Here is a 13,751-nt window from a genome sequence, read left to right on the forward strand (position 1 = left end):
ACTTTCCGTGTACTGACGTCGTCGACTGCTAATTGGTTCAGTGAGGAAACACCGTAGGTTTCTGTCGAACAAATACGCTTTTCACACAGGCACGATTTTCTCACAATAATGCGACTTTCGGGTGGTCCCCTATGGACGTAATCGATGATGACGGCAATCTCTTTGGGACCGTCAACGTTGTTGACGCACTTGTTGTGCTCGTGGTGCTTGCGGTCGGCGTCGCCGGTGCGGCGTTCGTGTTCGCCGACGAGCCAGCGCCCGAACCCGAACCAGAGACCGACACGACGTACGCGACCCTCGATATGGGTACCCAACCCGCGTATATCGTCGACGCGATCAACGAAGGCGACACATTTTCGCCCGATGACACCTCCTCGATCACGATTACGGATGTCCACCTCACCCCACGCGACGACGGTATCGGCGTCACTCTCCGCGTCGAGCTCCAAGGTGAGGCCAACGGCGACGCGATCTCGTACGCAGACGCCCCGCCACGACTGGGCCGGACACTCGCCATCGAGACGTCGCAGTATGAGGTGAGCGGGCAGATCCGCGACACTGGAGACGACGACGCACTCGCGGGCGACATCCAACAGGTGATCGTCCGAGATACGCTCGACGCGGAGACCGCCACAGCAGTCACACCGGGCGACGAGATACGGCTTGCCGGCCGCACGGTCGCGACCGTCGAAGACGTCGTGACCTACGCCACGAACAACACCGACCGGACGAGCGTCCTCGTCGAGACGAACGTGTCGGCCCATAACGAGAATGACCAGGCTCGCTTTGGTGGCGTCCCGCTCCAACGCGGGCAGCCGATCACGCTCCCGGCCGACAAGTACACGATCGACGGGCAGATCGAACGCGTGAACGGCGACCTCCAACTCGGGGGAACGTCGACGCGAGAGGTCACACTCCGGATGACCGAAGTCCGTGAGGACACTGCCGAGGCGATCGAGCCGGGCATGACTGAAGGCCCGACAGGCGACCCCGTTGCGGAGGTCACCACCGTCGACACCGAGCCCTCGCTCATCATCGCGACCGGTGAGGACGGCAGCGTCAACGTCGTCGATCACCCGATCAACCGGGACGTGACGATCACCGCCGACATTCAGGTCCGGGACACGCCGACCGGCGTCCAGTTCAAAGGCGAACCGCTCCGCGGTGGCACCACCATCACGCTCGATCTCGGGACGCGGGTCATCGAAGCCGAGGTGGTGAGCGTCGCCTGATGGCCGCGCGTGGTCGCGCTCCACAGAACCTGTTCGCCAAAGGTGCTCTAACAGAGGTGTCTCCGAGGTGAGCACGCACTCGCCCGACGAGTCCGAACGTGGCACGCCAGCGCCCTCAGAGACGGATGAGCCGGCCGCGCTGGCGGGCTCCCGGCTCGTGTCGGCACTGCACGCCGTCAGTACGCGCGGTGCGTCGTGGGTGCGCAACTCGGCACTGTATCAGTGGCTCACCGCCGAACCCGATCCGGAGGTCATCGTGATCGACCTTCGAGAGACCTGGACCGTCGGCCCGTTCCTGCGCGTGCTCGACTGGGTCGTCGATCGACTCATCGATGCGGCCGAGGACTCCCGTGTCGTCGCTCTCGCCCGGCGTGGCGTCACCGCAACGCGTGCCGCGCCGCTTCGCGTGGCCGGACTCCTGGCCGTGATGATCGGCCTCGTCGTCGCCGGCAGCGGACTCCTCGGTGGTGTCTCGACGACGCAGCTCGCTGTCGGAGTGGGCCTCGCCGTCGGAGGGCTCATCGCGATGCAAGACGACCGTGATTGGGCCACACTACGAGAGACGCGACCGGTCGCACTCACGATCGCCGCATTGGAGCCGCCGGAGCCACCAGAAACCGCAGCCGGTGACGAGACAGATCCACGAGAAGACGCCACCCCATCTTCGTCAAGTGAGTCCTCTCAGACTAACGAAGACGATACAGCAGACTCACAGCCGACCCAAACGGAGTGATCTAGAGAGACCTGCGAGAGCGCCACCGCTCTACGGTCAACCGCTCTACGGCCACGATCTGTACGCCCCGCGCGAAGAGAAATTCACACTCGCGAGACCCTCTCAGCAGAGCCGGCTTTATGGTATCTCAAATTAAACAACCTCGGAAAGGACCCTCCTATGAAACTCGCACTCATCGGCGTCGGTCAAGCGGGCGGGAAAGTCGTTGACAAGTTCATCGAATACGACAAAAAACACGGCGCGGAGATCGTCCGCGGCGCGGTCGCCGTCAACACCGCGAAGGCCGACCTGCGCGGTCTGACTCACATCCCCGAGGATCGACGGATCCTCGTCGGGCAAGCCGAAGTCAAAGGTCACGGAGTCGGTGCCGACAACGAACTCGGCGCCGAGGTCATCGAACGCGATCTCGGAGAGATACAGGGCGCGCTCGATATGGTACCCTCTCACGAGGTTGACGCGTTTCTCGTCGTGGCCGGGCTCGGCGGCGGCACGGGGTCCGGCGGCGCACCGGTGATCGCCAAGTACCTCAAACGCATCTACACGGAACCCGTCTACGGCCTCGGGATCCTCCCCGGAAGCGACGAGGGCGGGATCTACACGCTCAATGCGGCTCGATCGCTGCAGACGTTCGTCCGAGAGGTAGACAATCTCTTAGTGTTCGACAACGACGCCTGGCGGCAAACGTCCGAGTCCGTCACGGAGGGGTTCGACGCGATAAACGAGCAGATCGTCCAGCAGTTCGGGTTGTTGTTCAGCGCCGGCGAGATACAGGCCGGTAACGACGTCGCCGAAAGCGTCGTCGACTCCTCGGAGATCATCAACACGCTCTCCGGCGGTGGGATCTCGACGCTCGGCTACGCGGAATCCGCCGTCGACGAGCCAAAACGAAAGGGCCTTTTCTCGCGGCTCTCGGGCGGCGGAAACGACGCTGATGCGTTCGACAGCACGGACACCACGAATCGGATCACGAGCCTCGTCCGGAAGGCGACGCTGGGGCGACTCACCCTCCCCTGTGAGGTGGAGGGGACCGAACGTGCGCTGCTCGTGGTCGCCGGCGCCGGGCCGCTCCTCAATCGGAAGGGAATCGAGCGCAGTCGCAAGTGGCTCGAAGAACAGACCGGATCGATGGAAGTTCGAGGCGGAGACTACCCACGGAACGGGAGTGGGGTCGTCGCCACGGTCGTCTTGCTCGCCGGCGTCACGAACGTGCCCCGTGTCAAAGAGCTCCAGCAGGTCGCGATCGAAGCCCAACAGAACAGAGACGAGATCGAAGGCGAAAGCGACGACAAGCGACGGAATCTGCTCGGTGAGGACAACGACTTGGAATCGCTATTTTAGAGAAATACACGCGATCGGCGGCGACGATCGACCACGAATCTATGTCCCTTAAGTAGCCCGCCCGAGCCACTGTAGACAGTGACGCTTTCGGACCTGGGTATCGCGGTCGTCGCCGGAACTGTCCAGGGGATCGTCGAGTGGCTCCCCGTTTCGAGTCAGGGGAACCTGTCGTTAGTCTTGACGCTGCTCGGAACGGATCCCGCCGTCGCCGTGCAACTCGCGCTCTTCTTACAGGTCGGGACCACGCTCTCGGCAGCGACGTACTACCGACACGAGATCCAGACCGCGCTGAACGCGGTGCCGGGCTGGCGTCCCCGTAACGCCTACGAGGGCGACAACGCCATCGCGTCGTACGTCGTGATCGCGTCGTTCATGACGGGCGTCGTCGGAATCCCGCTCTACATCTTCGCCGTCGATCTGGCCGGCCAGCTCACGGGCGGCGTGTTCATCGCCGTGATCGGGCTCTTGCTGCTTGCGACGGGGGTCCTCCAGTTCGCCTCCGAATCGGTCTCGATGGGCGGACAGACGGCCCCAACACTCACCGATTCGCTTCTCGTCGGCGCCGTCCAGGGGCTCGCCATTTTGCCCGGGATCTCGCGGTCGGGGATGACGACCAGCGTCTTCCTGTTCCGCAGCTACGAGCCACCGGCCGCGTTCAGACTCTCGTTTCTGTTGTCCATCCCGGCGAGTCTCGGCGCCGCGGTGCTCACGCTGCTCAGCGCTGGCGGGCTCCCGGGAATCAGCCCGACAGCGGCGGTCGTCGCGCTCTCTGTCAGTGCGATCGTCGGCTACCTCACGATCGACGCGCTCATGCGCGTCGTCGAGCGCGTCCCGTTCTGGGCCGTCTGTTTCGGGCTTGGCGGACTCGCGATCGTCGGCGGCGGGGTCGTGTCGATCGTGGTGTGAATCACCGGACACTAGCGCCGGATTCGGACCATAAGCGCTGTCACGAGAAGCGCCAGCACCGCGGCGACCGCCCCGAATCCCGGGATATCCTCATCCGTCTCCGAATCCGGCGAGGTCGCGCCATCATCACCGTCACTGAACACGTCGATCGAACCAACCTCACTCCCCTCCAGTGACACCGCTCCGCTCTCTGGCGGTTCGAACCGGATCTGAACCGTCGTGTTCGCACCGGGCTCGAGCAACACTTCCCGCTCGGCGACCGTCTCCTCCCCCATCGTGACGGTGAGTGTTCGGTTCGCTGTGCGATCACCGGGGTTTTCGACCGTCGCTCGGAGCGTCGTTTCGTAGCCGGCCTGAACCCGATCCGCTGGCACGGCCCCGTCGACGACGTCGACGCGTCCGGGTTCGAGCGCGACGATCGCAACGGGCGAAGCGTGTGGCAGCGACACCGTGTGCGCGTCGCCATCGACGTCGTGAGTGACGTTGTCCGTCGTCCACGCGCCGTCAGCGTACCGAAACACGGCGACGTCTTCCGGCCCTAACCCTTGCGGGATCGACTCCTCATCGACGGTGAACTCCAGCGTCGCCGCACTCGTGTTGGCCGCCCCGAGCGTCGAATTGAACTCCATGTACCCTAACGCCACTCCGCGGGGCACGGGATCGCGGCCGTCCGGCTCGGCCGCCGGCCGTCCGACCGTCGTTTCGAAGGCGTCGAGTTCACCAGCCGGATCCAGTGCGGCCGAGGACACCGACACCGCGGGTTGGGAGTCGGACGGACCAGCAAGCTCCACCGGGATATCGTACCGCTCGCTACTCGCGCCCTCGACACGAACCGTGACTGCTTCGGACGACTCGGAGCGGACCACGGTCGGTTCGTCGTCGTCCGGAGCGGCGCCCCCTGATGGGCCCGAGGACCCCGACGAGCCCGACGGTCCACCCCCACCACCGGAGCCGCCATTATTCTGCGGTTCGACGACCGAGACGTTCGCGACGGTCGAATCGTCCACCACGACGGTGTACTCGCCGGTGGCGTTGTACGCGTGGCTGATCGTCAGCGTCGTTCCGCCTGCGGGCACGTCGGGCGTTCGCTGGTAGGTAGTGCCGTCACCGAGCGCGATATCGACGTCGCGTTGTCCGGTGGCCTCGCCGTCGTTCCGCAGCTCGACGGAGAGGTCGATCGACTCGTCGACCTCGACGGACTCGGGGGAAACCGTTGTCTCGCCAAGCGAGACGTCTGCGGGTTCGAGGACGGCAAGCGTGCCAACCGGATCGCCGTTGACGCTGAGATTGTACTCTCCCCGTTCGAACGTTCGATTGAAGCTGACGGTCTCGCTCGCGTCTGAGCCGACCGTCCGGGTGTCGGTCTCGAGCGTCCCGTTGTCGTCCTGAAGCTGCGTCGTGAACTCGCCGTCGACGTCACCGTCGTTCGCGAGTTCGACGGTCACCGCGGCGGACTCTCCGACGGTGATCTGCTCGGAAGAAAGGGTGGCGTCGCGGATCGACACGTTCGCGGGTTCGAGCACACTGAGCGTGCCGGCCGGTTCGTCGTTCACGGCGATCGCGTACTCGTCCGCCGTCTCGAACGTCTCTGAGAAGACGACGGTCTCGCTGTCGCCGGGACCGATTTCGAGCTCTCGGGTCGCAACCGACTCGTCGTCGACGACCAGCGTCGCGGTGTGTGTCCCGGACTCGGTCCCAACGTTCACCACGGTTGCAGTCGCCTCGACCGACTCGCCCTCCACTACGGTGTCCGGCTCGACACCCGCGTTTGTCGTTCGGAACGTCGCCGGTCTGACAACCGTGAGCGTCTCGGCGGCCACGCCGTTGACCGTGATCGCGTACTCGCCCGCGGCAGTCGCGGTGTACGTGAGCCGGACCGTGTCCTGCTCACCGGGCCCGAGAGTGACCTCCTCGGTGTCCTTGTCCGTCCCGTCGGCCGCGAGGGTAACCGAGAGGCTCCCCTCGCGGTCGCCGGTGTTCACAACGGTCGCGTTGACCGCCACCTCATCGTCCACAGAGACCACGTCATCTTCGAGTTCCGCGTCTGTGACACTCACGTTGGCCGGCGACTCGACCGTCAGCGTCCCGGCGTCCGTCTCATTGACCTGCACGTCGTAGTCGCCGGCTTGGTCGACGGCCCCGCTCAGCTCGACGGACTGTGACTCACCGCCTGCGAGCGTCACCGATCGCGTATCGATCGTCTGGGTGGTTCCATCTGGACCCGTCGCGCGGAACTCGGCAGTAAACGTCCCCTCCGCTTCGCCGACGTTCGTCACGTCGGCGGAGACGACGGCGTCGTCGCCCGCCAATATCGTGTCGTCAGCGAGCTGTGCGTTAGACACCTCGAACGAGGCCGGTTCTGAAACGGTGAGGGTTCCCGCCGATTCGGCGTTGACGGCAATGTCGTACGCGCCCGCCTCCTCGAAGCTCGGCGTGAACTCGACGGTCGTCTTCTCGTCGGCACCAAGCGTCCCCGTCTCCGACTCTTCCGTCGTCCCGTCGACGGTGAGGTCGGCGGTGAACTCGCCCGCACTGCCGCCGTCGTTTACGACGGTCGCCGTGACGGTTGTCGTCTCGCCCGGATCGATACGCGTCGGTGAGAGCTCCGCATCAGTGACCGAGACGTTTGCCGGCTCTGGTTCGACTGTGAGTTCCCTCGTCGGTCCGTCACCGACACCGATCGTGTAGTCGCCTGCCGTGTCGAACGACCGGGTGAAGGTGACCGTCTCCGTCTGGCCGGCAGCGATGTCGACGGATTTCGACTCCTCGACAGTGCCGTCAACGAGAAGATCGGCAGTGTACGTGCCGTCCGAATCACCGGTATTTTCGATCGCAGCGGTCACGGTGACCGTGTCTCCGACGGCGATCTCGGTCTCTGACAGCGACACGTCTGTCACCTCGAACGCAGCCGAGGGCGGTTCCACGGTCAGCGTCCCCGCAGACTCGCCGTTGACGCTGAGATCGTACGTTCCCGCGGTATCGAACGGCTCGGTGAACTCGATGTCTCGTGTCTCGCCGGGTCCGACCTCAACATCCTTCGTGTTGAGAACGGTCGATCCCTCTTCGAGTTCAGCCGTGAACGTTCCCGTCTCATTGCCGACGTTCTCGACAGTCGCGGTGACTTCGGCGTCTTCACCTTCGACAATCGTTTCTTCTGCAAGGTCGGCGCCCACCACTTGGATGTCGGCGTTGCCGGCAGCTGCTGAGACTCCGACACCGACACTTCCCGAGAGAGTTACTGCTGCAAAGATCAATATAGCACAAACCCAGATGGCAGCTCCCTTGCGACCGGACATAGACCCTCAACCCGGTCGAGGGCGATTGTAATGGATGGCAAATGTCGATTAACGCCGTCTTACTGAGGCCGACATCGAAATATACAGCCTCGACAGTGAATGTAAATATACCAATAAATCTGCAGACAGAGACCCCGACAGCGACGGTTTGGACGCCCACGCCGGTTCGATCGAAATGCTGGCTGTCGTCTTGCCACTCTTCAACAACCCTAGTCCAGGGGGGATTCGAGATCAGCCGGCCGCGCGGCGCGATAGAACCGGACGTACCGCACGAGAACCCGCCAGCAGACAACCGCCACGGCCGCCCCAGTCGCATTGACACCCATATCTCCGACCGCGAAGGTCCGAGACGGCAGTCGGGACTGTAGCAACTCGATCGTCACTCCGTAGCCAACGGCACACACAAAGACGAGGACGAACACCTGCCACTCCCGGAGGCGAGAGTCATGGAGCGCGTAGGCGAGCATCACCGCGAGACAGGCGTACGCGAGGAAATGCAGCCAATCCGAGTAGGGGAACAAGCCAAGCGGTCCCGTTTGAAAGGTCTGTGTCCCCGGGCCCGCTTGGATCGAATAATACAGAATGATCCCCGCAACTGCGAGAACAGCGCCCCATCGGAATATATTCGGAATGAGCGGAACCCGCAATCTATCCATACGGAGTGGCCTCGTTGTCGTTATAAAAATATCACGTACTCTGTTACTCTATATCACCTATCAAGCAGTGGCGACTCGAGTGCCATTTTGAACCATCGCTGCCGACACGGATATTGAGTCCGTATCAGAGGGGAGCCCCTCACCCTCAATTTCATAGTCGCCGGAGTGTGCAACCGGTATCGAGAAGGTTCCATTTGCGTCTGTCGTTGTCCTGCGCTCATACGTGAACGGGTCTTCAAGCCCATCAACCTCTGTCTCAGTTCTAACCGTCACTGTTGAATCTGGTGTCGCGTTGCCAGTGATCGTGGCGCCGTTGACGGGCCGAAACACGGCTGGGCCACCATCCGTCGTAACATACGATAGTTGGAACCGCCCGGACCCATCCGTCGCTGCGGTTGCACTCCCGTGCTCTTCATATAACCGTACATATGCTGACTCCGGTGGGAGATCAACACTCAACTCGTGGAGTACGACGTATCCGACCCGATCGCTAAACTGATCGGCATAACTATCGGGATTCGGACTCTGTGCGAAGGATTCGTAGTTGCTTTGCGCATATCCGTACGAGCGTGAATCTCCGTTTACAGCGTAATTGAACATCCGATTTTGTCCCCACTCGCTCAGAACGTAGTCGGGGCCCTCACGCTCACTAGCATCGGTGTCGATCCAGTCAATTGCATCCGCTTCTGCATCGGTGGCCGCAAGGGTGTCTGTCACTGCGGGAATCATGAAAATACTGAGACTTGAGAGCAACACAATAACGACGACGACGTATCCGGCTTGCTGCCACGATCCGCCGGGGAGCGACAGATCAAGCCGTTTGCGGTCCTCTCGGTTGCCAAAGAGTACTGGTCTATCTGCAAGTTCAATGACCGACAGGAGGTGTGCAATTCCGACTCCAGAGAACACAGCCACGACACTAGTCGCCTCTCCTGCGAACCGTACTTGGAGCACTCCGAATCCAATCAGTGTGATACCGTAGCTAATGAGGACGAGCCACCGCGGTTCGTGTGTACGAACACACTGCCATGTAATAACTCCCAGAACTGGGAGGGCTACGAACAAGAACCAGCCAAAGTGATCGACCGGCCCGATGATCACTCCAAAATCCGCGGCGAATAGCGATCGAGTTTCGGCAATCCCTTCTCGCCCGAGTAACGCACCGGAGGTACGATCGAGGAGTCGAGCGGCTGCCGCTGGGCGGATTGTTTCAAACCCAACCCACAACGGCACGATACTTACCGCAGATGTAACCAGATGGATACCTGGATGAATATCGAATCGCCTGAACACTGTCGCCGTACCCGCGACGACGACGATACCAACCGCGACGAGCGCCAGTGTATAGACCACAACCGGCTCCTGCCATCCCGCCCGCGCGTGGAGCGCGTACGCCAGCAAGAAACCAATCCCGAGCGAGCCGACGACCGGCGTCGCTGCAACGAGCGGGTTCCAGCCTGCGCGCAGATCAGATGTTGCCCGGAGTGTGCTGTACACTGCGAGTCCAACTAGCAGGATTGGCGACCCGTTCCAACTGTGGACCATTATCGCAAACACGACACCCAACGCTGCGACGACGAGCCACGTTTTTAGTGAGGTCAGATGATCGAGTTGCCCGTTCGGATGCTGCCTCTCGTGGTCACGTGCGAGCCAAAGAACGCCGGCAATTGAGAGCGTGAGCCAGACATAATCGAGAGCGTGGTGGTCAAAAAAGCCGATTCCGGAGTACAGCACATGGCCTGGCAAGAACGCAAAGACGACCACGGAGAGGATTCCAATCCGTTCGTCGTTCGTCGTCCAGACTGCGAGCAGATAGACGCCTCCCCCGACGGCGAGTGAGGCGATCACGGGAATCCACGCCACAATTTCGATCGCGTTTGTCCCGTTACCGCCGAACAGTAGCGTTGCCCACCAGCCGATGGTTGGCACGAGCGGTTCACCGAAACCCCCTCCCAGAACCTCGAGAATTGCCTCAAAATCTAGTGGATTAGGGCTAGAATCGACTAACCGCTCAACCCAATATAAATAATAGTATGGGTCATTTCCTGGAAGAAGCACCCGTTCGTCACGGAATACACGGCTGATTCCGGTTATCCGAGCTACAAAAAGCAATACAAAGCTGACTGCGAGTCCAGCGATCAAGTCTGGATTGCGTCGTGTTTTGAACTGCGTGATCCGCTCTCGAAGCTGTATTATACGTGTGTCAGCTGCTGAGGAGGGCGTGGCGTCGTATGCTTCACCTGTCAGTGCCGCCTTGACTGCCTCTGGCTCGGACACACGGTAGGTCTGATTCGTCTCGTCGCTCGGCGCCTTCTCTACGATCCCCCGTGAGACAAGTTCGCCGAATGTACCGGAATCGACGTCGATATCGTCGAATGACCAAGGCGCACTTTCATCGACGGCGAGGATTGATTCGAGCGCTGGTTCGATATCTGGTCGCTCCTCGAGTAGCGCCCGCGTCTCTGCGTACGGATCCGCCATTATCAGACACCTCGTTGGCGACCTGATAAAATCCAGTGTTCGTCACTCGTACTCTGTTTTTAACGAATTGCACTCTTATCGGCTGCTTCGATAAAATCGGCATAATCTGAAAACCGGCGTCTCACACCGCTGAGAGGCCTTTGAGACTAATTAACACACAACGCAGGCCACACAAAGCATTTATACTGACCGCATTAACGTACGTTCGCAGCCCCTACCCCAACATGCGACACGAAGGCGAGTAATCCCAACCGAGTCTGGCCGTATCTCGACGAGGTAGTCGACCACTGTCGAACGGGCGAATGAGGTTGAGACAAAGCACACTGTCGCGATGCAGACAACACACAACAACAATGACAAACGATACACACTATCGCACGAAGGCTAACGCAGTCTTCTTTGCGGCGGTCATGGTGCTTTCCATGGTCGCAGTCGGATTCGCGGCCGCACCGGCCGCTGCCCAAGACTTGGGCAATTCCGACGCTGAGTTCGATGGCACAGAATATGATCGCGTACTTAATGGCGGCGAGACCGTCTACCAGGGACAGCTTGCTCTGGTAGATGTCTCCGGGTTCAGCTCCCCGAGCGACGCCGAACTTCGTCGGGTTGATGACGAAGGTGACATCGGTCAGCTCGTGTCCTCACCGGATGTCGTTGAGGACTCCGCTGGCACCGAGTACGTCATCCTCGACACGACGAACCGCGACGCAGACCAGTACGTTGTCACTAACGAGTCGCGTGGCGACTCGGCAAGCGGCAACGGAACCGAGTTTGAACTGGTCGTTCAGGACGTCGATTTCTCCTTTGACGGCGACAGCGTTGACAACGCCGGTGAATCGGATATCGACCTGAATGTTGACTCGGACATCCGGAATAACTACGTCACCACGTTCACTGCTGACGGTCTTGACGAGGACGACCTCGAAAGCATCTTCAACAGTTCCAATGAGTTCGAAGATGTCTCGAGCGACTACCTGGACGATGATGACGAAGTGCTCCGTAACGAGACGTACGCTGCTGCCACCGATGGTACCCTCGAGACTGGCGATTACATCCTGACGGAGGATGCGATCCACGTCTTCAATGCTGAAGAGGTCGACTCAGTCGACTTCGAAGACATCGACACCGGCGAGTACGACTTCGAGGCGAGCGTGCTTGACACGACCGCTGAGGACACCACGACGATCGAAGTCACCGAAGGCCAGGCGGGCGACGCCAGCTTCTCGGATGACATCTACGAGACCAGCCAGGGCGATGTCGCTGACATCGACGTCGAGTTCTCCGACGGTCAGGAGGTCGCTTTCCTCCGTGTCGGTGACGACGACGAAGTCAGCTACGAACTCGACCTGAGAGTTGACTCCGATGGTGCTGACGAGGTTACCGTCGAGTTCAACACGTACACGGCTGGGAACGACAGCACCGACCTCGATCTGAACGAAACTGACGACCTGAACCAGGTCGTTGATGTTTCGACCGAGGACGACGACGCTGATCCCACCGTCGAGTACGCCGGTACGGACCAGGACCTCGCTGAGACCGGCGCCATCCTCGGACAGGGCGGCTACCCGCTCGAGCTGGCTACGGACAGCGACGACCTCGGCGACTCGGACGAAGTTGGCGAGCTCTTCATCGAGGAGCGGTCCACCACTGAAGACATCACGATGTGGACCGCACCCGACGATTCGCTCGGTGACATCGAGGATGTCGACGACATCACTGATGGCGTCGAGAACGACGAGATTACTGAGTCCAACACGATCGCTGAGGGTGACGTCGTCATCCACGAACTCAGCGCAACCGGTCTGGAAGGCCTCGTCGATGCCAACGGAGACAACCTCGCGGATACGCTGACTTCGCGCGATGACGATGTCAACGGTACGGATCTGCGGCTCCGCCAGACGGCGGACTCGACGGATACGAACCAGCCGCGGAAGACTATCAACGTCACCGGAATGGGTGAGGACGTGTCTGTCTTCGAGGACGGTGAGGGCACGTACTACATCGCGTTCGACTCCGACAACATCGAATTCGAAAACGCGGACTCTGACGCCGACGTCGACGGCGACGAATACGATGTCGAGTTCCGCGTCAAGGATCAGCGTCTCCTCGATTACGATGATGACGCTGAGCCGGAAGACGAGTACGAGACCGCGACGGGCTCCTTCAGCCTCGAAGAGGCAACCGGCACCATCGATACGGCCTCCGAGAGTGGCCTCGTCGAAGTCTCGAACACTGAAGAAGAACTCATCACCGGCACGACGAACCTTGCGCCTGGTACGGAACTCTCGTTCCGTGCGAGCTCCGCATCGGACGTCTCGCCGCGCTTCCGCCTGTCGGCTCAGAACGACGTCGTCGTTCAGCCTGACGGTACCTACGAAGCTGAGTTCGACTTCTCCGACGCGTCGGTTGACGACGAGTTCAGCGTTGAACTCCGTACGCTCGACGACGTGAGCGAAGACGGTGTCGTCGTCGAATCCACCGACGACGCTGAAGCCACGTTCGAGGTCTCGGACCTCGAGCCCGCCGAGGCAACGGCCACGGCTGGTGACGAAGTGACCGTCTCCGCGACGATCGAGAACACCGGCGACGCAGAGGGTACCCAGGACGTCGCGCTCACGCTTGACGGCGAGGAGCTCGACACCTCGGAGACCACTCTCGAAGCCGGCGGCAGCACCACGGTCGAGTTCACCGCGGACACGACCGACCTCGAAGCCGGTGACTACACGCACGGTGTGGCCACCGACGACGACGAGGCAACCGGTACGCTGACCATCGAAGCCGCCGACGACGGCGACGACGGCGACGATGGCTCGGACGGTGACGACGGCTCCGACGGTGACGACGGCACCGACGACGGTGACGACGGCTCCGACGGAGACGACGGTGACGACGGCGGCGACTCCGAAGACGGGACGCCCGGCTTCGGTGCGCTCGTCGCACTCGTCGCCCTCATCGCGGCTGCGCTCCTCGCGACGCGGCGTAACGAGTAACGCAGCAGCGATTCACCACGTCCGCTAACCACCGGCCCTCACGGGCCGACTCCTTCGCGGTTTTTCTTTATGACGCTCCGCCTCAACCGGTGAGCGACAGCTGTCGGTGTCTGCTTAGA

The 13,751-nt window shown here is 61.5% G+C and carries 8 protein-coding genes; 5 read left to right on the forward strand and 3 right to left on the reverse strand.

The annotated features are described in order from the left end of the window. Positions 1-131 precede the first annotated feature (131 nt). From C469_RS03520 to C469_RS03535, 4 genes are all read left to right on the forward strand, one after another. The gene (locus C469_RS03520) at positions 132-1,232 is read left to right on the forward strand and encodes a DUF4330 domain-containing protein (protein WP_049910990.1); all 1,101 of its coding nucleotides are present in this window, start codon (positions 132-134) and stop codon (positions 1,230-1,232) included. 67 nt (positions 1,233-1,299) lie between these two features. Continuing rightward, complete coding sequence (locus C469_RS03525; protein ID WP_008003918.1) at positions 1,300-1,965, forward strand: hypothetical protein; 666 nt, start codon at positions 1,300-1,302, stop codon at positions 1,963-1,965. A 159-nt stretch (positions 1,966-2,124) separates the two neighbouring features. Next, complete coding sequence (locus C469_RS03530) at positions 2,125-3,303, forward strand: tubulin/FtsZ family protein (protein WP_008003919.1); 1,179 nt, start codon at positions 2,125-2,127, stop codon at positions 3,301-3,303. 78 nt (positions 3,304-3,381) lie between these two features. Further along, entirely contained in the window at positions 3,382-4,209 is an 828-nt protein-coding gene (locus tag C469_RS03535; RefSeq protein ID WP_008003921.1) for an undecaprenyl-diphosphate phosphatase, read from the forward strand. An 11-nt stretch (positions 4,210-4,220) separates the two neighbouring features. On the opposite strand, the gene C469_RS03540 is transcribed toward C469_RS03535, so the two are convergent. From C469_RS03540 to C469_RS16670, 3 genes are all read right to left on the reverse strand, one after another. Next, entirely contained in the window at positions 4,221-7,382 is a 3,162-nt protein-coding gene (locus tag C469_RS03540) for a CARDB domain-containing protein (protein WP_008003923.1), read from the reverse strand. A 332-nt stretch (positions 7,383-7,714) separates the two neighbouring features. After that, a complete protein-coding gene (locus C469_RS03545) occupies positions 7,715-8,161 on the reverse strand; it encodes a VanZ family protein (protein ID WP_008003924.1) in 447 nt (148 codons plus the stop codon). Between the two features lie 60 nt (positions 8,162-8,221). Then, a complete protein-coding gene (locus tag C469_RS16670) occupies positions 8,222-10,642 on the reverse strand; it encodes an STT3 domain-containing protein (protein ID WP_008003925.1) in 2,421 nt (806 codons plus the stop codon). Between the two features lie 353 nt (positions 10,643-10,995). Here C469_RS16670 and C469_RS03550 point away from each other — a divergent pair, with 353 nt between their 5' ends. Next, entirely contained in the window at positions 10,996-13,632 is a 2,637-nt protein-coding gene (locus C469_RS03550; protein WP_160163057.1) for a BGTF surface domain-containing protein, read from the forward strand. The last annotated feature ends 119 nt before the right edge of the window (positions 13,633-13,751 follow it).

This window comes from Halorubrum lipolyticum DSM 21995 (assembly GCF_000337375.1).
Classification (GTDB): Archaea; Halobacteriota; Halobacteria; order Halobacteriales; family Haloferacaceae; genus Halorubrum; species Halorubrum lipolyticum.

Bases quoted from the DNA above. Each gene is read 5' to 3' on its own strand.
- C469_RS03550 (WP_160163057.1), top strand. From the start codon at position 10,996: ATGACAAACGATACACACTATCGCACGAAGGCTAACGCAGTCTTCTTT.
- C469_RS03545 (WP_008003924.1), bottom strand. From the start codon at position 8,161: ATGGATAGATTGCGGGTTCCGCTCATTCCGAATATATTCCGATGGGGC.
- C469_RS16670 (WP_008003925.1), bottom strand. From the start codon at position 10,642: ATGGCGGATCCGTACGCAGAGACGCGGGCGCTACTCGAGGAGCGACCA.
- C469_RS03530 (WP_008003919.1), top strand. From the start codon at position 2,125: ATGAAACTCGCACTCATCGGCGTCGGTCAAGCGGGCGGGAAAGTCGTT.
- C469_RS03520 (WP_049910990.1), top strand. From the start codon at position 132: ATGGACGTAATCGATGATGACGGCAATCTCTTTGGGACCGTCAACGTT.